This window comes from Streptomyces sp. NPDC037203 (assembly GCF_055605065.1).
Genome location: NZ_JBVJUC010000001.1, coordinates 665987 through 686446, shown reverse-complemented (window position 1 = coordinate 686446; position 20460 = coordinate 665987). Strand labels below are relative to the sequence as shown.

General features: G+C 72.2%; 19 protein-coding genes. 11 read left to right on the top strand and 8 right to left on the bottom strand.

Translation table 11 applies throughout. The features are described from left to right. The first annotated feature begins 41 nt into the window (after positions 1-41). Entirely contained in the window at positions 42-890 is an 849-nt protein-coding gene (locus ACZ7EC_RS02895) for a polysaccharide deacetylase family protein (protein WP_471056911.1), read from the top strand. A gap of 33 nt (positions 891-923) precedes the next feature. Here the strand turns inward: ACZ7EC_RS02895 and ACZ7EC_RS02890 are convergent, their stop codons facing one another. Continuing rightward, the gene (locus ACZ7EC_RS02890) at positions 924-1616 is read right to left on the bottom strand and encodes a class F sortase (protein WP_471057834.1); all 693 of its coding nucleotides are present in this window, start codon (positions 1614-1616) and stop codon (positions 924-926) included. 334 nt (positions 1617-1950) lie between these two features. Between ACZ7EC_RS02890 and ACZ7EC_RS02885 the strand changes: the two genes are divergently transcribed. Further along, positions 1951-2976: a hypothetical protein gene (locus ACZ7EC_RS02885; protein WP_471056908.1), complete on the top strand. Its 1026-nt coding sequence runs from the start codon at positions 1951-1953 to the stop codon at positions 2974-2976. A gap of 124 nt (positions 2977-3100) precedes the next feature. Here ACZ7EC_RS02885 and ACZ7EC_RS02880 read toward each other — a convergent pair whose 3' ends face one another. Both ACZ7EC_RS02880 and ACZ7EC_RS02875 read right to left on the bottom strand, forming a co-directional pair. Then, positions 3101-3865: a bestrophin-like domain gene (locus ACZ7EC_RS02880; RefSeq protein WP_471056905.1), complete on the bottom strand. Its 765-nt coding sequence runs from the start codon at positions 3863-3865 to the stop codon at positions 3101-3103. 33 nt (positions 3866-3898) lie between these two features. Further along, positions 3899-4027, bottom strand: a complete 129-nt coding sequence (locus tag ACZ7EC_RS02875) for a hypothetical protein (protein WP_471056902.1) — start codon at positions 4025-4027, stop codon at positions 3899-3901. Positions 4028-5100: 1073 nt separating this feature from the next. On the opposite strand from ACZ7EC_RS02875, the gene ACZ7EC_RS02870 reads away from it, so the two are divergent. Continuing rightward, positions 5101-5913 (top strand): SAM-dependent methyltransferase, encoded by an 813-nt coding sequence (locus ACZ7EC_RS02870; protein ID WP_471056899.1) that lies wholly within the window; start codon positions 5101-5103, stop codon positions 5911-5913. Continuing rightward, positions 5910-8051 (top strand): putative bifunctional diguanylate cyclase/phosphodiesterase, encoded by a 2142-nt coding sequence (locus ACZ7EC_RS02865; RefSeq protein WP_471056896.1) that lies wholly within the window; start codon positions 5910-5912, stop codon positions 8049-8051. The genes ACZ7EC_RS02870 and ACZ7EC_RS02865 overlap by 4 nt, the downstream gene beginning before the upstream one ends. Before the next feature lie 138 nt (positions 8052-8189). On the opposite strand, the gene ACZ7EC_RS02860 is transcribed toward ACZ7EC_RS02865, so the two are convergent. Beyond that, positions 8190-9074 (bottom strand): LysR family transcriptional regulator, encoded by an 885-nt coding sequence (locus ACZ7EC_RS02860; protein WP_471056893.1) that lies wholly within the window; start codon positions 9072-9074, stop codon positions 8190-8192. 120 nt (positions 9075-9194) lie between these two features. Between ACZ7EC_RS02860 and ACZ7EC_RS02855 the strand changes: the two genes are divergently transcribed. The 5 genes from ACZ7EC_RS02855 (at position 9195) to ACZ7EC_RS02835 (ending at position 14564) form a co-directional block, all read left to right on the top strand. After that, positions 9195-9866 (top strand): succinate dehydrogenase, encoded by a 672-nt coding sequence (locus ACZ7EC_RS02855; RefSeq protein ID WP_471057831.1) that lies wholly within the window; start codon positions 9195-9197, stop codon positions 9864-9866. 1 nt (position 9867) lies between these two features. Next, positions 9868-11817, top strand: a complete 1950-nt coding sequence (locus ACZ7EC_RS02850) for a fumarate reductase/succinate dehydrogenase flavoprotein subunit (RefSeq protein WP_471056890.1) — start codon at positions 9868-9870, stop codon at positions 11815-11817. Next, the gene (locus ACZ7EC_RS02845) at positions 11814-12563 is read left to right on the top strand and encodes a succinate dehydrogenase/fumarate reductase iron-sulfur subunit (RefSeq protein ID WP_471056887.1); all 750 of its coding nucleotides are present in this window, start codon (positions 11814-11816) and stop codon (positions 12561-12563) included. Before ACZ7EC_RS02850 ends, ACZ7EC_RS02845 begins: the two co-directional genes overlap by 4 nt. Positions 12564-12867: 304 nt before the next feature. Next, positions 12868-13638: a GNAT family N-acetyltransferase gene (locus ACZ7EC_RS02840; protein WP_471056884.1), complete on the top strand. Its 771-nt coding sequence runs from the start codon at positions 12868-12870 to the stop codon at positions 13636-13638. Beyond that, entirely contained in the window at positions 13638-14564 is a 927-nt protein-coding gene (locus ACZ7EC_RS02835; protein WP_471056881.1) for a lysophospholipid acyltransferase family protein, read from the top strand. Before ACZ7EC_RS02840 ends, ACZ7EC_RS02835 begins: the two co-directional genes overlap by 1 nt. Here the strand turns inward: ACZ7EC_RS02835 and ACZ7EC_RS02830 are convergent. The 3 genes from ACZ7EC_RS02830 to ACZ7EC_RS02820 form a co-directional block, all read right to left on the bottom strand. Continuing rightward, positions 14561-16894 (bottom strand): excinuclease ABC subunit UvrA, encoded by a 2334-nt coding sequence (locus ACZ7EC_RS02830; RefSeq protein WP_471056878.1) that lies wholly within the window; start codon positions 16892-16894, stop codon positions 14561-14563. The two genes, ACZ7EC_RS02835 and ACZ7EC_RS02830, sit on opposite strands and share 4 nt — an antisense overlap. Positions 16895-16923: 29 nt before the next feature. Continuing rightward, a complete protein-coding gene (locus ACZ7EC_RS02825; RefSeq protein WP_471056875.1) occupies positions 16924-17118 on the bottom strand; it encodes an antitoxin in 195 nt (64 codons plus the stop codon). An 84-nt stretch (positions 17119-17202) separates the two neighbouring features. Further along, a complete protein-coding gene (locus tag ACZ7EC_RS02820; RefSeq protein WP_471056872.1) occupies positions 17203-18204 on the bottom strand; it encodes an MsnO8 family LLM class oxidoreductase in 1002 nt (333 codons plus the stop codon). A 56-nt stretch (positions 18205-18260) separates the two neighbouring features. On the opposite strand from ACZ7EC_RS02820, the gene ACZ7EC_RS02815 reads away from it, so the two are divergent. Then, entirely contained in the window at positions 18261-18752 is a 492-nt protein-coding gene (locus tag ACZ7EC_RS02815; protein WP_471056867.1) for a phosphatase domain-containing protein, read from the top strand. Positions 18753-18762: 10 nt separating this feature from the next. Here the strand turns inward: ACZ7EC_RS02815 and ACZ7EC_RS02810 are convergent, their stop codons facing one another. Then, positions 18763-18978 carry a dodecin gene (locus ACZ7EC_RS02810; RefSeq protein ID WP_397982656.1) on the bottom strand — a complete coding sequence of 72 codons (216 nt, stop codon included), beginning with the start codon at positions 18976-18978 and terminating at the stop codon, positions 18763-18765. Between the two features lie 220 nt (positions 18979-19198). On the opposite strand from ACZ7EC_RS02810, the gene ACZ7EC_RS02805 reads away from it, so the two are divergent. Continuing rightward, positions 19199-20455, top strand: a complete 1257-nt coding sequence (locus tag ACZ7EC_RS02805) for an extracellular solute-binding protein (protein ID WP_471056863.1) — start codon at positions 19199-19201, stop codon at positions 20453-20455. The last annotated feature ends 5 nt before the right edge of the window (positions 20456-20460 follow it).

The following is a 20460-nucleotide window of genomic DNA, read 5'->3' as shown; positions in this document are numbered from 1 at the left end:
CGTTGCGGTGCGCCGACGCCTTGTGGGGCGACTGATGAGTCATGCAGAAAGATCAGTTGTTCACACGCCGTCGTCTGCTCCTCGCCGGTGCCGCCGCACTGGGCGCCGCCGGAACGGCGGGACTCGTCGTGGCGCAGGACGGCGAGGAGGCCGTACAGGCCGCCGCCCCCGCCCTCGCGCCCGCCCCCGGCCCCCAGGCCCGTCAGGCGCCCCTGAAGTCCTCCGCCTTCCGGCTCCGGCCGCTCACCGGGGGCGGCCCGCCGCGCAGCGCGCCGCGCAAGCTGAAGGTGCGCACCGAACCGATTTTCCGGATCTCCGAACGCGGCCGGCAGATGATGCTGACCTTCGACGACGGCCCCAACCCCGATTACACCCCGCACATCCTGGACACCCTCGCCAAGCACGGCGTACGCGCGATGTTCTTCCTGTGCGGCGAATGCGTCGAGGCCAACCCGCACCTGGTGGCCCGGATGGCGGAGGAGGGCCATGTCGTCGGCAATCACACCTGGACGCACCCCCTGCTGACCACTCTCGACCGCTCGGAGATCAAGTCCGAGATGGAACGCACCAGCCACGTCATCGAGAAGACCTACGGCGAGCTGCCGCAATGGTTCCGTGCCCCCTACGGTGCCTGGAACAAGGCCGCCTTCCAGCTCGGCGCCGAGATGGGCATGGAGCCGATGGCCTGGACGATCGACACCACCGACTGGGACACGCCCGGCACCGACGTCATCATCGACCGGGTGGAGAGCGGCGCCGCGCCGGGCGTGGTGATCCTCTCGCACGACGCCGGGGGCGACCGTTCGCAGACCGTGGAGGCCATCCAGGAATGGCTGCCCTATCTGCTCGACAACGGATACCGCCTCACGGTGCCGAACCGGCGCGTCTGAACCCCGCCCGACCGCCCGCCGGGCCGCGGTGGTTCAGGCGACCGCGACCAGGCGGGCGAAGACGACGACATTGCCGTCGTAGCCGTTCTGCTTGGAGAAACCGCCCCCGCAGGTGATCACCCGCAGCTCCGGAGCGCCCTTGGAGCCGTACACCCGGTCGCCGGGGAACTGGGCCTTGGAGAAGACCTCGACGCCGTAGACCTCGAACACCGCCGTCCTGCCGTCCTTGCGCAGGACCTCGACGCGGTTGCCCTTCTTCAGGGCCCCGAGGCCGTAGAACACGGCGGGCCCCTGCTGGTTGTCGACATGGCCGACGATGACCGAGGTGCCCTTCTCGCCGGGGGAGACCGCGCCGGTGAACCAGCCCGCCAGATCCGGGTCTTCGGGCGGCGGCGCGCTCACCGCGCCGGTCGGGTCGAGGCCCACGGGCGTGACCGGCGCGTCCACATGGATCGCCGGGATGCGCACCCGGTCCGCCGCGGAGAACGTCAGCGGCACGGGCGCGGTGGGCAGCGGGCTCTGCGGGGCGCGGGTGTCCGGGGCCGCCGCCGAGGCGGGCTGCGGCGGACCGACGTCGAACTCGCCCGAACCGTTGCGGATGAGGGCCAGCCCGGAGAGCAGCAGCAGCGCCATCACGCCCCAGGGGGCGCGCCGCCGCCGTCGTTCGGCGTCGTCCTCGTCCTCCTCGGCGAGCCGGGGCGGCTGGTACAGCCGGGGCGCGGACATGCGCCGTCCCCTCTCGAACCGTCGGTCGTCCGCTGCGTTGCGCATGGGAAAAAGCTAAGTCCCGCACGCACGAGCGGCGACGGGCCGAGTGGCGAACGGGTGGCCCCGCACCCCCGTGGTGCGCCATCCGAGTTGCCGTTCCCAGGAATTTTCTGACGGTCCGTGACCTGCGGCTATATCGGATTGTCAGGTTGTCGTTCGGAGTGTTGCATCACCAGGACGGAGCATTCTCGACATGCGGGCGTGTTCCGTTCACCCGAGGGTCTTAGCTGGGAGGTGCTTTCTCGCCGATCGACCGGGGACGGGCCCCGGGGTGCCTTCCGCGGAGGATCACATGCGAAACCAACGCGCCCTGGCGGCCGCGTGCACCGCGCTGGCCGTGCTCGGGCTCGCCGCTCCCGTGGCCGTCGCGGACGGCATGGGCAACGGGGCCGGCAGCACGGGAGGCACGGGCACCGGCTCGGGCACCATCGTCGGACCGGGCACCGGCGTCGGCAACTTCGGGAACGGCACCGTCGGAATCGGCGGCGTGGGAGGGAATGCCGGAATCGGTGGCGGGGGCGGCGGGGGCGGGAACCCCGGTATCGGCGGTGGGGGCGGCGGAGGCGGGAACTTCGGCAATGGTGGCGGAGGCGGCGGGGGCGGCGGGGGCGGCGGGGGCGGCAACTTCGGGAACGGGAACGGGGGCGGCAACAGAGGAGGGAACGTCGGGAACGGGAACGGGGGCGGGAACAGAGGAGGGGACTTCGGGAACGGGAACGGCAACTTCGGGAACGGCAACGGGAATGCCGGCGGAAACGGCGGCTTCAGCGGGAACGGCCGTTTCGAGGGCCACTTCAACGGCACCATCAGCGGCAACGGCCGGATCAGCAGCAACGGCAGGGGCGACGACTTCGGCAGAGGGGACGACTTCGGCCGGGGCGACGACTTCGGACCCGGCGGCAACGGGCCCGGCGGTGACAACGGGCTGCGCGGCATCGTCGTCTCCCCGAGCGTGGTCGCGGCCGGGGGCCGGCTGACGGTCACCGTGCAGGGCTGCCGGCGCGGTGGCGAGATGGCTTCCCGCGCCTTCCGCACCGCCCCGCTGACGCCGTTCCGCGACGACACCGCGCGCGGTGTCGTCTACGTCAACCGCAACACCCGCGCGGGCCGGTACGACCTCTCCGTGCACTGCGACGGCCGCACCATCGACCGGCCCCGTGCCTTCACGGTGATCGGCGGGGTCAACGGCGGGCTCGGCGGCAGCAGGACGAGCGGCGCGACGACCGCCGACATGGCCATCGGCGGCGGCCTGGTCGGCGTGGCCCTGATCGGCTGCGGAGCCTACTGGCTGCGCCGCAGGGGCGAGCGGCGCGCCTGAGCCTCGCGAACCCGTAGGGCGAGACCCGGACGGGAGAACCCGGAGAACGCCCGGACCGGCGGCCACTGTGCGCGGGCCGCCGGTCCGGGGCTGCACACGCGAAGCAGCCGGCTGTCCGGACCGCTCAGCCCGTGATGCCCGGAAACAGATTCAGGAACGGTTCCGCAGTCACCGCGATGCCCCGGCTGTAGGGGGCGTCCAGGTCCCAGATCAGGAACAGCATGAAGGCGATGGTCGCGGAGAACAGCCCGGCCAGGATCAACTCCCGCCTGGTGCGCCGGATCTGGAGCGCGAACACCATGCCGACGGTGATCACCGCACCGGTGAGCAGCCCCCACCACACCACGGACGGCATGGTGGCGCCCGTGGAGTCCGCGCGCGCGTTGCGCGCCTGGTCCGCGGCGGCCATCTGGTCCAGCAGCGGCTGGTACGTCTGAGCCTCGAAGTCGTTCTTCGGCTGGTAGTCGGTGACGTCCGCCCGGACCTTCTGGAGCAGCGCGGCCCCGTGGTCGGTGACGCGCTCCTGGTGCGCCATCGTGTGCCACTCGGTGTGCACGACATAGCTGACATAGGAGTTGACATCGGCCCGGATGAGGTCCCGTGTCTGGGGCGGGTAGACCCGCACCCGCTCGGAGATCTCGTGCAGCGCCTGTGCCTCGGACTGCGCGTAGTTCTGGGCCGAGTCACGCGCCTCCCACACGCCCGCGATGGCCAGGCCCAGAACGATCGCGTAGACGACGCCGATCCACATCGTCATGTACTCGATGACGTCCGGGGTCTCGCTGGGGTCCTCGTCCTCGGGTGCCCGCCGGTGCCGTACGAAGGTCACGAGGACCACCACGACACAGGCCCCGAGCATCCCGAGGACGAGAACAAGCCAATCCGACAACGGTTTACCTCCAGAGGTGAGCGACCCGGCGGGTCAGCGCGGGCGCAGGGCCACGACGGCGACGATCGCGGGTACGGCGATGAGCAGGACGTAGGTGACGGGCGCCGTGTGGCCCGGTGCGGGCCGGGTGGCCGGATGCGGGTGGTACGCCGGGAAGCTCACCGGTGCCAGGGCCGGCCGCGGCGCGGGTTTCGGCTTCGCCGCGGGCTTCGGTGCCGGTACGGGCTTCGGCGCGGGCGGGGGAGTGGGGGTGGGCGCCGGCCGGGGCGCGCGGACCGGCGGCGCGGGCTTCGGCGTGGGCCGCGGCCTGGGCGCAGGCGGTGGAGTCGGGGTCGGCGTCGGCGTGGGTGTAGGGGTGGGTGTGGGGCTCGGGGGCGGTGTCGGCGGCGGGGTGGGCGGGCACGTCGGCGGGGGCGGCGGCGGTGGGCAGTGCCGGTGCGGCGGCCGGTGGTGGCGCGGGGGAGCGGGCCAGTGGTGACGGCCGCCGGAGAGGGTCACCGAGACGCCCCCCGCGGTGACCGAGGCGCCGTCCGCCGGGGCCGGGGAACCGTCGGCGGAGCCCGGTCCGGCGGCGGCGAACGCCCCCTGCGTGCCGCTCTGGAAGGCGTAGGCACCGCCCGTGAAGGCCGGCGTGCCACCCCCCGAGACCGAAACCGAGACATCGCCCGCCGAGGCCACCGCCACCGTGCCGCCCGGCCCCGTGGAGGCGTACGCGCAGGCGTCGGCCGACGCGTGGCCGACCGGGCAGCCCGTCAGCGCGCAGGCCAGCGCGAGCAGGGCCAACACCCGTGGAGCGGGCGCGCGTCGGGTCACGTGGAGTCCATGCACCCGCAAATCATGGGCTGCGCGGAGCGGCCGGAACCCGGACTGGGGCGGTATTGGTCCGAAGGAGGGATAAAGCCGATCGGCGGTTTGACGATCGGATGAGTCCGATTTGGCCGAAAAGGCACTGCCGTTCGACCCGTGGACCGCGCGAGGGCGCCACCGGCGCCACCGTGCCGTCAAATGAACGGCCCCTTGGCATGTCACTCGTCCCGACGGTGCGCGGTGGACGGCGGTCGACGCGATCCGCGGCCCCAAAGGATCACCGAACGGGGTCGGTTGGGCACTTCCCGCAGGCAGTGACCGGGAACGGATGGTCGATTTCCGGTTCAGGTCGCTCCTTTGGCGGGCGATCAGTAGCCTCAGCTCGAACACCGGATCGCCTACGTCCACATCCCCGCCTTGGAGCGATAATGGAGCGTCCCGCCTGGGCCCCACGCAGCATCGACATCTCGGTGCCGAGCGTCTCGCGCATCTACGACTACTACCTGGGCGGTTCGCACAACTTCGAGGTCGACCGGCAGGCCGCCCGCAAGGCCATGGACTTCATTCCGGGGCTGCCCAAGACGATGCAGGCCAACCGGGCTTTCCTGCGCCGGGCCGTACGCTTCGCCGGCCGGGAGGGCATCACGCAGTTCCTGGACATCGGCTCCGGCATCCCGACGTACGGCAATGTCCACGAGGTGGCCCAGGCCGCCGTCCCCGGCGCGCATGTCGTGTACGTCGACCACGACCCGGTCGCCGTCGCGCACAGCCAGGCCGTGCTCGCGGACAACGAGCACGCGGACGTGGCCGCGGCGGATCTGCGCAAGCCGCAGGAGATCCTCGCCAGCCCGGAAGTCGAGCGGCTGATCGACCTGAATCGGCCAGTCGCCCTCCTCCTCGTTGCCATACTGCATTTCGTGGAAGACGCGGACGACCCCTACGGTGCGGTTGCCGAGCTGCGCGAGGCGCTCGCGCCCGGCAGCATGCTGATCCTCACCCATGCCTCGTACGAGGGAATCCCCGTGTCCGCGGAGCGGGCCGAGGGCGCGGTGGACGTATACAAGGACATTCGCAACCCGCTGATCATGCGCTCGCGCGACGAGGTCGCGCGGTTCTTCGAGGGGTACGACATGGTGGAACCCGGACTGGTGCCGATGCCGCTCTGGCGCCCGGAATCCGCGCCGGAGGACGAGGATCCGTTCGCCTTCGCCGGATACGCCGGCGTGGGGCGTACGGCGTGAACGCGGAACCGGACGGCCCGGAGGGCAGACTGCGCCGGCTGACGACGATCTGGAGCCGGGCGCTGTACCCGGTGACCTCGACGTCGCTCACCCGCGCCGAGTTCGAGGAACAACTCCTGCCGCACGCGCGCCGGTTGAGCGAACTGCTGCGGGCCCGCAGCTTCGACGCGGAGGCGGCGAAGGCGGTGGGCGCCGCCCTGGTCGAGGCGCACTGCACCGACCCCGAGGCGCTCGCGCGCACGCTGGACTGCGTGGACGCCTACCTGGTGCTCTACTGCGGCGGGGACGGCCCGCAGGACGAACTGCGCATGCGTTCCTCGCGGTTGCAGCACGCGATGGCCGCGGGCTACGCGCACGCGCTGCGCCGCCGTACCCTCGCCGAGCAAGAGGCCATCGCCCAGGCCGCGTTGCGCGCCCAGGGCGTGGTGGCGCAGGCGCTGCACGCGAGCGAGGCCAGGTTCCGCGCGGTCTTCGAAGGCGCCGCCATAGGGATCGGCATCGCCGACCTCGACGGCCACGTCCTCCAGGTCAACGAGGCGCTGCTGCGCATGTTCGGGCTCACCCAGCAGTCGATGCGCGGGCGCCGGGTGCAGGACTGGACGCACCCCGACGACGCCCCGCAGACCTGGCGGCTCTACGACGAACTGGTCCGCGGCGATCGCGAGCACTACCACCTGGAGAAGGCCTTCAACCGGCCCGACGGCACGGTGCTGTGGACCAATCTGACGGTCTCCCTGCTGCGCGACGCCGACGGCGAACCGCAGTACCAGCTCGCGCTCATGGAGGACACCACCGAGCGCCGGCTGCTCAATCTGCGGCTGCGGTACGAGGCGACGCACGACGCGCTCACCGGCCTGCCCAACCGCACGCTGTTCTTCGAGCGGTTGGAGAAGGTCCTCGCCGCCGGGGACGGCCAGCGCTTCGGGCTGTGCTACCTCGACCTGGACGGCTTCAAGACGATCAACGACAGCCTCGGCCACGCGGCCGGCGACCGGCTCCTGGTGGAGGTCGCCGACCGCCTCCAGTCCTGTGCGACCGCGCCCGGTGAGATGGTCGCCCGGCTCGGCGGCGACGAGTTCGTGGCGCTGACCACCGGACCCGGCACCGAGCGCACCGTGGACGAGCTGGCCGAGCGCATCATGAGCGCGCTGGTCACCCCGATCAGCATCGACGGCCGGGACCTGCTGGTGCGGGGCAGCCTCGGCATCGTGGAGGGCCCGGCGGGCGAACGCACGGCCGCCGAGGTGCTGCGCAGCGCGGACATCACCATGTACCGGGCCAAGTCGGCGGGCGGCAACCGCTTCGAGCTGGCCGACCCGGAGGCGGACGCCCGCGCCATCACCCGGCACGGCCTGACCACGGCCCTGCCCGCGGCCCTGGAGCGCGGCGAGTTCTTCATCGAGTACCAGCCGCTGGTGCATCTCGGCGACGGCAGTGTGCGCGGCGCCGAGGCGCTGGTGCGCTGGCTGCACCCGCAGCACGGCGTGCTCGGCCCGGACCGCTTCATCCCGCTCGCCGAGCACACCGGGCTGATCGTGCCGCTCGGCCGCTGGGTCCTGGAGGAGTCGATCCGGCAGGCCCGCGCCTGGCGGGAGCGGCACGGCGGCCAGGACGCCGGGCCGCTGCGGATCAACGTCAACCTGTCGCCGTGCCAGCTCAGCCACCCCGGCCTGGTCCAGGACACGGTGGACATCCTCGAACGCGCGGGCGTCACCCCCGACGCGCTGTGCCTGGAGGTCACGGAGTCCGCGCTCATCGGCGCGGACGACGATCTGCTCAAACCCCTGCGCAGACTCGCCGAGATGGGCGTGGACATCGCTCTGGACGACTTCGGCACCGGCTACTCCAACCTGGCCAACCTGCGCCGCCTCCCGGTGAGCGTCCTCAAACTGGACCGCTCCTTCACCCAGGGCATGCAGCAGTTCCCCGCCGATCCCGTGGACCTGAAGATCGTCGAGGGCATCGTCACCCTCGCCCACAGCCTCGACCTCGCCGTCACCGTCGAGGGCGTGGAAACCGGCGCCCAGGCCGAACAACTCCGCGTCCTGGGCTGCGACACGGCCCAGGGCTGGTACTACGCGCGGCCGGGCCCGCCGGAGCGGCTGCATGATCTGGCGTTGGCGGACGCGAAGGGGTGATCGCGGGGGTGTGGTGGGGGCGCAGTGTGGTGGGGGCGCAGCCCCACCAGGGCGTGGGGAGCCGCGCGCCGAGCCACAGCGCCACCCGCACCCGGCAAGGGCGCTAGAGGGGCAGGCGCCCTCCCGCACCGCACGCCCTCACCGCTCGACCAGCATCCGCTGCAGCTCCCGCGCGGCCCGCGGCGGCGCCACGTCGCTGCGGTGCGCCAGCGCGATCACCCGGTCGAGCCCCGGCCGTGCGAGCGGGGTGACCCGCAGCCCCAGCCCCACCCGCGTCGCCACCATCCGCGGCACCACCGCCACCCCGAGTCCCGCCCGCACGAATCCCAGCACCGCGTCCATCTCGCCCCCCTCGACCGCGAACTCCGGCTCGAAACCGGCGGAGCGGCACGCGGCGACGGTCAGCTCCCGCAGGTCGTAGCCGTGCCGGAACATCACCAGACGCTCCCGCTCCAGATCCGCGATGTGCACGACCCGCCCGCCCCGGCCGGGCGCCGGCGCGTCCGGGGAGGAGACGACGACCAGGTCCTCGCGCAGCACCTCCCGCGTGGTCAGCGCGGGCGACGGCGTCGGCAGCGGCAGCACGATCAGCGCGAGGTCCAGCGCACCGCGGGCCAGCTCCCGCACCAGGTCGTGGGAGCCGCCCTCCTCGATCATCAGCCGGATGCCCGGATAGCGATCGTGGAAGGCGCGCAGCACGTCCGGCAGCAGGCCCGTGCACAGGCTCGGCGTCGCACCGAGCCGCACCCGGCCGCGTCGTAGCTGCACCAGCTCCTGCACCTCCTGCCGCGCGGTGTCCGCGTCCGCGAGGATCCGCCGGGCCAGCGGCAGCAGCGCCTCGCCCGCGTCGGTGAGCGTGATGTTGCCCCGCGCGCGCAGGAACAGATCCGCGCCCAGCTCCCGCTCCAGCGCCTTGATCTGCTGCGACAGCGACGGCTGGGCCACGTGCACCAGCTCGGCGGCATGGGTGAAGTGCCGGGTCTCGGCGACGGCCACGAAATACTGGAGCTGCTGGAGCTGCATACAGCCACGATAGCCTCAGCCTATGGAAACGAGCCATAGCATGTCTTGGACCGATCGGGACCTTCGGCCCTAGCGTGCTGTTCCATGGCTCTGGCAACGCGGACGGACCGACGGCCGTCCATGGCGCGCACGATGTGGGACTCCTCCGTCGGCAAGAAGACGGTGATGGCCGTCAGCGGTCTGATCATGCTGCTCTACCTGGTGGCGCACATGATCGGAAACCTGAAGATCTACTTCGGGGCGGGCGAGTACAACCACTACGCCCACTGGCTGCGCACCATCGGCGAACCCTTCATGCACTACGAGTGGACGCTCTGGCTCATCCGGGTCGTCCTGGTCGTCGCCGTGGTCGCCCACGCCACCTCCGCGTACCAGCTCAGTCGCCGCGACATCAGGGCGCGGCCCAGCAAGTACGTCCACTCCAGGCCCCGAGCGAGCTACGCCACCCGCACCATGCGCTGGGGCGGGATCATCCTCGGCCTGTTCATCGTCTGGCACATCCTGGACCTGACCACCGGCACCGTGCACTCCGGCGGCTTCCAGCCCGGCCACCCGTACCAGAACGTCGTGGACACCTTCTCCACCTGGTACGGCGACGTGATCTACATCGTCGCGATGCTCGCGCTCGGCCTGCACATCCGGCACGGCTTCTGGAGCGCCGCCCAGACCCTCGGCGTCGGCAGCCGCGCCCGCGACCGCGCCCTGAAGACCGCCGCCGACGTCCTCGCGCTGCTGCTCACGGCCGGCTTCATCGCCGTACCCGTGGGCGTCATGACCGGAGTGGTGAGCTGAGATGACCGACTACGTGAACTACACGACCGGCGAACCCGTCGCCGACACCAAGGCCCCCTCCGGCCCGATCCACGAGCGCTGGGACACCCGCCGCTTCGAGGCCAAGCTGGTCAACCCCGCCAACCGGCGCAAGCACACGGTCATCGTGGTCGGCACCGGCCTCGCCGGCGGCTCCGCGGGCGCCACCCTGGCCGAACAGGGCTACCACGTCGTCCAGTTCTGCTACCAGGACTCCCCGCGCCGCGCCCACTCCATCGCCGCGCAGGGCGGCATCAACGCCGCGAAGAACTACCGCAACGACGGCGACTCGGTCCACCGGCTGTTCTACGACACCGTCAAGGGCGGCGACTTCCGCGCCCGCGAGTCCAACGTCGCCCGCCTGGCACAGATCTCGGTGCAGATCATCGACCAGTGCGTGGCGCAGGGCGTGCCCTTCGCCCGCGAGTACGGCGGCCTGCTCGACACCCGCTCCTTCGGCGGCGTCCAGGTCTCCCGCACCTTCTACGCCCGTGGCCAGACGGGCCAGCAACTGCTGCTCGGCGCCTACCAGGCCCTCAGCCGGCAGATCGCCGCGGGCAACGTGGAGATGCACCCGCGCACCGAGATGCTGGACCTGATCGTCGTGGCCGGGCGGGCGCGCGGCATCGTGGCCCGCGACCTGATCACCGGCCGTATCGACACGTACTTCGCGGACGCGGTGGTGCTCGCCTCCGGCGGCTACGGCAACGTCTTCTACCTGTCGACCAACGCCATGAACTCCAACGCGACCGCGATCTGGCGGGCGCACCGGCGCGGCGCCTACTTCGCCAACCCCTGCTTCACCCAGATCCACCCGACGTGCATCCCGCGCACCGGCGAGCACCAGTCCAAGCTCACCCTGATGAGCGAGTCGCTGCGCAACGACGGCCGGATCTGGGTGCCCAAGGCCAAGGGCGACGACCGTCCGCCGAACCGGATCCCCGAGGAGGAGCGCGACTACTACCTGGAGCGCATCTACCCCTCCTTCGGCAACCTGGTCCCGCGCGACATCGCCTCCCGCGCCGCCAAGAACGTCTGCGACGAGGGCCGGGGCGTCGGCCCCGGCGGCCAGGGCGTCTACCTGGACTTCGCCGACGCGATCCGGCGGATGGGCCGGGCGGCCGTGGAAGCCAAGTACGGCAACCTCTTCGACATGTACCAGCGGATCACCGACGAGGATCCGTACGAGGTGCCGATGCGCATCTACCCCGCCGTGCACTACACGATGGGCGGACTGTGGGTCGACTACGACCTCCAGACCACCATCCCCGGCCTGTTCGCCATCGGCGAGGCCAACTTCTCCGACCACGGCGCGAACCGCCTCGGCGCCTCCGCCCTGATGCAGGGCCTCGCCGACGGCTACTTCGTGCTCCCGGCCACCATCAACGACTACCTGGCCCGCAACCCCCGCCAGGACCCGGTCACCCCCGAACACCCTGTCGTACAAGAGGCTTTGGCGGAGACCGAGGACCGGCTCAACCTGCTGCTCGCCGTCGGCGGGGACCGCACCCCGGACTCCTTCCACCGCGAACTGGGCGAAGTCATGTGGGAGTTCTGCGGCATGGCCCGCAGCGACGAGGGCCTGCGCAAGGCCCTGGAACGCATCCCGCAGATCCGGGAGGAGTTCTGGCGGCGCATCAAGGTCCCCGGCACCGGCGAGGAGTTCAACCAGTCCCTGGAGAAGGCCAACCGCATCGTCGACTACCTGGAACTCGCCGAACTCATGTGCCTCGACGCGCTGCATCGCGCCGAGTCCTGCGGCGGCCACTTCCGCGAGGAGTCCCAGACCCCGGACGGCGAAGCCGCCCGCCGGGACGAGGAGTTCGCCTACGCGGCCGCCTGGGAGTTCGCCGGTACGGGCTCCGCCCCCGTCCTGCACAAGGAAGACCTGGTCTTCGAGTACGTCCACCCCACTCAGCGGAGCTACGCATGAAGCTCACCCTGCGCGTCTGGCGGCAGCAGAACGCCGACGCCGACGGCACGATGTCCACGTACGTGGTGGACGGTATCTCGCCCGACATGTCCTTCCTGGAGATGCTGGACGTCCTCAACGAGCAGCTCATCCTGTCCGGCGAGGACCCGGTCGCCTTCGACCACGACTGCCGCGAGGGCATCTGCGGCGCCTGCTCCCTGGTGATCAACGGCGACGCACACGGGCCCGAACGGACCACCACCTGCCAACTGCACATGCGGTCCTTCGAGGACGGCGACACCATCGACATCGAGCCGTGGCGGGCCGCCGCGTTCCCGGTGATCAAGGACCTGGTGGTCGACCGGTCCGCCTTCGACCGGATCATCCAGGCCGGCGGCTACGTCACCGCGCCGACCGGGTCCGCGCCCGAGGCGCATGCCACGCCGGTGCCGAAGGCGGACGCCGACTTCGCGTTCGAGCACGCCGAGTGCATCGGCTGCGGGGCCTGCGTGGCGGCGTGCCCCAACGGCGCGGCGATGCTGTTCACTTCGGCCAAGATCAACCACCTGAACGTGCTGCCGCAGGGCGCGCCCGAGCGGGAGACGCGGGTCCTGAACATGGTGGCGCAGATGGACGACGAAGGCTTCGGCGGCTGCACGCTGACCGGGGAGTGCGCCACCGCCTGCCCCAAGGGCATTCCGCTGATGTCCATCACCGGCATGAACCGGGAGTGGCTGCGGGCCACCCGGAAGGCGGGCAAGCGGTAGCCACCGCACAGGGACGCCGCGGCGCCGTGCCGGAGTGCCGCGCCGCGGTGGCCGCTCGCGCAGTGCCCCGCGCCCCCGCGGGGCACGTCACAGACCGTTCGCCGGCGAAGGCGGGCGGGCGGGGCCGGGAGCTGGTGCTCACCCGGCCCCGTCTCCGTTCCCGGCCGTTCAGCATCCCCACATCCGCTCTCCCGGCATCCGTCACGCGCCGGCCAACCGGCGTCGGAAGAACAGGAACGGCGGGCCGCGGACCACCCGCCCGCCGCCGCTGCCGCCGAACCGGCCCCGTGACCAGGAGAGAGCCATGACCGGCGTTCCCACCCTCGACCGTCCTCCGGGGCCGTTGGCACCCGTCCGCTACACCGTCGCGCTCGCCCGCGACGAGGACGACGTGCGGGCCGCGCAGCGGCTGCGGCACGACGTCTTCGCCGGGGAGATGGGCGCCGCACTCGCCACCCCGAGGCCGGGCCACGACATCGACGCCTTCGACGCCCACTGCGACCACCTGCTGGTCCGCGACACCGCGACCGGACAGGCCGTCGGCACCTACCGGCTGCTGCCGCCCGAGCGGGCCGCGGCGGCCGGACGCCTGTACTCCGAGGGCGAGTTCACCATCGACGCGCTCGACCCGATCCGGTCCGGCCTGGTCGAGGTCGGCCGCTCCTGTGTGCACCCCGACCACCGCGACGGCACGGTCATCGGCCTGATCTGGGCCGGCATAGCCCGCTACATGACCGACCGCGGCCACGAGTGGCTGGCCGGCTGCTGCTCGATACCGCTCGCCGACGGGGGCACCCTCGCCACCGCCACCTGGGACCGGGTGCGCGCCAGACACCTGGCGCCCGAGGAGTTCCGGGTACGACCGCTCGCACCCTGGACGCCGAACCCCGAGCCCCCCGCCGGGCGCACCGAACTGCCCGCCCTGCTCCGCGGCTACCTGCGCCTGGGCGCCTGGGTGTGCGGGGAGCCCGCGCACGACCCGGACTTCGGGGTCGCCGACCTGTACGTGCTGCTGTCGATGCGCCGGATCAACCCGCGCTACCTGCGGCACTTCCTCTCCCTCGTGCCGGCCTGATGAGCGTCTGGCTGCCCACCGCGCCCTGCACCCCGGACGCCTGTGTGGAACCGGCGCCCGCCACCGTCGCCGTACCGCGGGCCGTGCTGCGGCTGGCCGCCGTCGCCGCCCTGCTGCTCGCCGGGAGCGCACTGTCCCCGTTCGGCCGGCGGATCCCGGCCGGGTGGATCGGGCGCTGGTGCCGGGCCCTCGTACGGGCCATCGGGGTACGGGCCCGCATCACCGGCCCGGCCGCACCGGGCGGTGGGCTGCTGCTGGTCGCCAACCATGTGTCGTGGCTGGACATCCCGCTGCTGGCCGCCGTACGGCCGGCCAGGATGCTCGGCAAGACGGAGATACGGCGCTGGCCGCTGGCGGGCGCGCTGGCCGCGCGGGGCGGCACGCTGTTCATCGAACGCGACCGGCTGCGAGCCCTGCCCGGCACGGTGGCGGTGATCGCCGGCGTCCTGCGCGCCGGCTCCGCCGTGGCCGCCTTCCCGGAGGGCAGCACCTGGTGCGGGCGCGCCCACGGCGGCTTCCACCGGGCCGTCTTCCAGGCGGCGCTGGACGCGGGCGTGCCCGTGCAGCCGGTCTGCCTGCGGTACCGGCTCCGGGACGGGGGTACGGGCACCGCCGCGGCCTTCGTCGGGGAGGACACCCTGCTCGCCTCCCTGTGGCGGGTGGCGCGCACCCGCGGCCTGGTCGCCGAGGCCGAGGTGCGCCCGCTGATCCCTCCGCACACCCACCCCGACCGGCGGGCCCTCGCCACCGCGGCCCAGCCGCTCACCCCCGCCCCCACCTGGACCCACGCGGCCCTGGCCCACGACCACCGCAGACCTCGCCGGCCGCCGGTGGGAGGGATGATCCGGAGGGGTTTGACCGGTGGGGATGGTCCGGTCCGGGATGACCCGGCCAGCAGGGTACGACCCGGAGGGAGCGCCCCCTAGGGCATCATCCGGGCCAGGTACGGCGCCGTCGCGCTGCCCTCCGTGCGGGCCACCAGCTGCGGCGGCCCCGCGGCGACGATACGGCCGCCCTGGTCGCCGCCGCCCGGCCCGAGGTCGATGACCCAGTCGGCACCCGCGACCACCGTCATGTCGTGCTCGACCACGACGACCGTGTGCCCGGCGTCGACCAGTCCGTGCAGCCGGTCCATCAGGACCTCCACGTCGGCCGGGTGCAATCCGGTGGTCGGCTCGTCCAGCAGGTACAGAGTGTGACCGCGGCGGCCACGCTGGAGTTCGCTCGCCAGCTTGATCCGCTGGGCCTCACCGCCGGACAGCTCGGTCGCGGGCTGGCCGAGGCGCAGATAACCGAGGCCCACGTCGAGCAGCGTGCCCAGGCTGCGGGCGGCGGCCGGGACGTCCGCGAAGAACCCGGCCGCCGCCTCCACCGTCAGGTCCAGCACCTCGGCGATGTTCCGCCCCCGGTACGCCACCTGGAGCGTCTCGGGGTTGTAGCGGGCGCCGCCGCAGTCCGGGCAGGGCGCGTACGTGCTCGGCAGGAACAGCAGTTCGACGCTGACGAACCCCTCGCCCTGGCAGGTCTCGCAGCGGCCCCCGGCGACATTGAAGGAGAACCGCCCGACGCCGTACCCACGGCGGTGCGCCTCGTCGGTCGCCGCGAAGATCTTCCGTACGACGTCGAACAGCCCGGTGTACGTGGCCAGGTTGGAGCGCGGGGTACGGCCGATCGGCTTCTGGTCGACCCGTACCAGCCGGTCGACGCCCGCCAGCTCCTGCGTCAACTCCCCGATCAGCGTGGACTTTCCGGACCCGGAGACCCCGGTGACGGCGGTGAACGCGCCCAGCGGGAACGCCGCCGTCACCTCCCGCAGGTTGTGCCTGCTCACCGGGCCGACCTTCAACCAGCCGCGCGGCTCACGGACTTCACGCGGCGGTCCCGGCGCCTCGTCGAAGAGGAACGCGGCCGTCGCCGACTCCTCGACCGACGCCAGCTCGGCCGGCGGCCCGCTGTACAGCACCCGCCCCCCGTGTTCGCCCGCGCCCGGACCCACGTCCACCAGCCAGTCGGCGCCGCGCACCACCTCCAGATGGTGCTCCACCACGAACACCGAGTTTCCCGCCGCCTTCAGCCTGGCCAGCACGCCGAGCAGCGCCTCCGTGTCCGCCGGGTGCAGTCCCGCGGACGGCTCGTCCAGCACGTACACCACACCGAACAGCCCCGACCGCAACTGCGTGGCCAGACGCAGCCGTTGCAGCTCGCCCGTGGAGAGGGTGGGTGTCGCACGGTCCAGGCTCACGTAGCCGAGGCCGAGTTCGACCACCGGGGCGATCCGGGACTTCAGGTCCTCCGTGAGGACGCGGGCCGCCCCGGTGCCGCCGTCCAGCAGCCCGGCGAGGTCGGTCAGGGGCAGCGCCGCGAGCTCGGCGATGGTGCGCCCGCCGAAGGTCACCGCCAGCGCCTCGGGCCGCAGTCGGCCGCCCCCGCACTCCGGGCAGGGCGCGCTGGTCAGAAAGCGCTCCGCCTTGGCGCGCAGGGCCGGCGACTTGGTGTCCGAGAACGTCTTGAGCACATACCGGCGGGCGCTCATGTACGTGCCCTGGTAGGGGCGTTGGATCCGGTCCGCGTCCCGTACCGGATGCACCGTGACGACCGGCTGCTCGTCCGTGAACAGGATCCAGTGCCGCTGTCCGGCGGGCAGTTCCCGCCAGGGCCGGTCCACGTCGTAGCCGAGCGCGTCCAGGATGTCCCGCAGGTTCTTGCCCTGCCAGGCGCCCGGCCACGCGGCGATCGCGCCCTCGCGCACCGACAGCGAGGGATCCGGCACCAGCAACTCCTCGCTGGTGTCGTGCACCTGCCCCAGACCGTGGCACCGCGGGCAGGCGCCCGCCGCCGTGTTCGGCGAGAACGCGTCGGAATCCAGGCGCTCCGCGCCCGGCGGATACTCCCCGGCACGCGAGAACAGCATGCGCAGGGAGTTGGAGAGATTGGTGACCGTGCCCACCGAGGAGCGCGAGCTGGGTGCCGCCCGGCGCTGCTGGAGCGAGACCGCGGGCGGCAGCCCGGTGATCTCACCGACCTTGGGCGCGCCGACCTGGTGGATCAGCCGACGCGCGTACGGCGCGACCGACTCGAAGTAACGGCGCTGCGCCTCGGCGTAGATCGTGCCGAACGCCAGGGACGACTTCCCCGAGCCGGACACGCCGGTGAACACGGCCAGTACGTCACGCGGGACGTCCACGTCGACGCCCTGGAGATTGTGCTCACGGGCGCCGCGGACGCGGACATAGGGATCATGGGGGCTGGGGTGCATGGAAGACACACCTTATCCGCCCCCGCGTACTAGGACCGCGGAGGGCCGCCCGGATCCTGCCGGGTGCCGAACTCGTCCCGCGCCTTGTCCTGGGCGGTGTCGACCTGCTTCTGGTACTTGTTGCCGGTGCGATGGTCGATGTAGTCGCCGCCCTTGTCGATGCCCTTGTCGGCCTGGCTTTCGTGGCCCTTGATCATGCCCTTGAGCTTGTCCATGAAGGACATGGCGGTCCTCCTCCTCGCTTGCGTCCTTGCCCTCCCAGGGTCACCGGCACGGGCCCGGCTCGCATCTCGGGGCCGTGCGGGTGGTCAGGGGGCGAACAGTGTGGCCAGCAGGCGGTAGGAGTCCAGCAGTGCCGTACGGTCGAAGCCGCTGGTCGTGACCAGGACCTCGGCCGCGCCGGTCTCCTTCAGTACCGCTTCCAGCTCGTCCGCGACCTGGTCCGGCGTGCCCGCGAGCTGACCGGCGAGCTGGGCGTCGTACGCCTGCCGCTCCCGCGCGCTCAGCACACGGGCCTCGATCTCCCCGGCCGGGGCGAGCGGCGGGAAGGTGCCGTGCGTGCGCGCGTACGCCATCGACCACGCCTCCGGGACCAGCAGCCGCCGCGCCGCCTCCTCGGTCCGGGCGACGGCGACCGCCCCGGAGACCACCACGTAGGGGTCGGCGGCCCAGGGTGAGGGGCGGAAGGCGGCGCGGTAGCGCTCGACACCGCGCAGCAGCCGGTCCCGGTCGCGCAGGTCCCCGATGACCAGGGGCAGCCCGGCCCGCGCCGCGATCTGCGCGCCCTCGCCCAGGGCCAGCACGAACGGCGGTACCCGCAGGCCGTCCGCGGGCCGGGCGCGCACCCCCGCGGGGGACGGCCCGGAGAACCAGTCGAGCAGTTCGCCGAGCTGGGCGCCGAAGTCCGCCGCGTCCTCCTTGTCCCGGCCGAGCGCCCGGCGCACCCCGTCCGTGAAGCCCACCGAACGCCCGAGGCCCATGTCGATCCGCCCCGGAAACAGCGACTCCAGCACCCCGAACTGCTCGGCGACGACGAACGGCCGGTGATTGGGCAGCATGACCCCGCCGGTGCCCACCCGGATCGTCCGGGTGGCGGCCGCCACGGCGGCGGCCAGCACCGTCGGCGCGGAACCGGCGACACCGGGCACCCCGTGGTGCTCGGACACCCAGAACCGGTGGTAGCCGAGCGCCTCCGCCTCCCCGGCCAGCGCCACGGTGTCCCGCAGCGCCTCGGCGGGCGGGTGGCCCTGGCGGACGCGGGAGCGGTCGAGGACGGAGAACCTGGTCCGGGAGATCACTGAACTGCGCACGCAGGGTTCAACGCACTGGCGGCCCGCGGATTCCCGCGGGTGGCTAAGGTTCTGCCGTGAGCGACAACAGCGCCCGGCCGATCGCCGTGTTCGACCTCGACAACACCCTGGCGGACACCGCCCACCGGCAGCACTTCCTCCAGCGGCGGCCCAAGGACTGGGACGGGTTCTTCGCCGCCGCGCCCGCGGACCCGCCCCTCGCCGAGGGTGTCGGGCTGGCCCGCGAGAGCGCGCGGGACTGCGAGATCGTCTACCTGACCGGCCGCCCGGAGCGCTACCGCCGCGACACCCTGGACTGGCTCGCCGCGCACGAACTGCCCGAAGGGGACCTGTACATGCGGGGCGACGAGGACCGCAGGCCGGCCCGGTCCACCAAGCTCGCGACCCTGCGCCGGCTCGCACGGGACCGCGAGGTGCGCTTCCTCGTGGACGACGACGCGGTGGTCTGCGACGACGCCGAGCGCGCCGGGTTCACCGTGGTGCGGGCCGGCTGGGCCGAGGAGTCCGCGGTGCTGCGGGAGGCCCAGGAGAAGGAGGGACGCACCTGAGGTGGTGCGGTCAGTCGCCGTCCTCGATGCGGAAGCCCACCTTCAGGCCCACCTGGTAGTGCTCGATCCGGCCGTCCTCGATCTGGCCGCGGACCTGCGTCACCTCGAACCAGTCCAGGTTGCGCAGGGTCTGGCCGGCCCGCGTGATGCCGTTGCGGATGGCCTGGTCGAGACCCTCGTGCGAAGTGCCGACGATCTCGGTGACCCGGTAGGTGTGGTTCGTCATCGGGGGCTCCTTGGGCCGGGGGACACGCCGTAGTCCACGGTGCCCCATCCCGGCCCGCTCCGCACGGCGTAGCAGTCGTCACTCCGCGTAGCAGCCCTTGACCTCGGCATTGGTCCATACCAAAATCCAGCCACACCCGTACGAGCACGCGTGCTCGTCCCCCCACGTCGGGCTCCCATCCCTGTGCGCATCCGCCATGCCAGACAGAACAGGACCCCTCGTGAGACGTCGTCTGCTCGCCCTCAGCTGTGTCACCGGCTGCCTCGTCAGCGGCTGCGGGATGCTCCCCGGCGCCCATCAGCGTGAGACCGTCACCGTCTGGCTGATGAAGGACAGTGCCTCGGCGGACTTCCTCGACCGCTTCACCAAGGACTTCGAGGACACCCACCCGGACCTGCGCCTGGACATCCGGATCCAGGACTGGACCGGCATCGTGGCGAAGGTCCGCAAGGCGCTCGCGCAGACCTCCGGCGACGCCCCGGACGTGATCGAGGTCGGCAACACCCAGGTGCCGCTGTACGCCGACGGCGGCCGGCTCGCCGACCTGACCCTGGAGTCGATGCGCGACTGGGGCAAGGACAAGTGGCTGCCCGGTCTCGCCGAACCCGGCAAGGACGGCAACTCGCAGTACGGCATCCCCTGGTACGCCGCCAACCGCGTCGTCATCTACCGCAAGGACCTGTTCGCCCAGGCCGGCATCGCCCGCCCGCCGCGCACCCGCGCCGAATGGCTCGCCGACACCGAGAAGCTCGACTCCGGCCCGGACCAGGGCATCTACCTCGCCGGACAGGACTGGTACACACTCTCCGGATTCATCTGGGACGAGGGCGGCGACCTCGCCCGCAAGGTCGACGACTACGACTGGAAGGGCGCTCTGGATTCCCCCGCCGCACTGCGCGGCATGGACTTCTACCGGCGGCTCCAGTCGCTGGGCGACGGGCCCAAGGGCGCCGACGAGGAACACCCGCCGCAGGCCGGGGTGTTCGCGCGCGGCAAGGTGGCGCAGATCGTCGCCGTACCGGGACTCGCGCAGGACATCGTGCGGCGGAACCCGCAACTGAAGGGAAAACTGGGCTACTTCCCGGTACCGGGACCGACCGCGGCCCGGCCCGGTGCCGTGTTCACCGGCGGGTCCGACCTCGTCATCCCGCAGAACACCAAGGACCAGTTCGCGGCGACCGCCGTCGTCGGGGCGCTCACCGGCGCCAAGTGGGACACGGAACTGGCCCGCACCATGAACTACGTGCCGAACAAGACCACGCTGGCCGCCGCCGTCTCCGGCGAGCAGGGGGTCGCCGCCATGGCCGCGGGCGCGGCGCACGGCAGGGCGACCCCCAACACGCCTCAGTGGGCGGACGTGGAGGCCGACAACCCGATCAAGCAGTACATGACCAGGGTGCTGAACGGGGCCGACCCGGCGACGGAGGCCCGCCGGGCGTCACAGAGGATCACCGAGGAACTCACCCCGGACGTCTGAGCCGT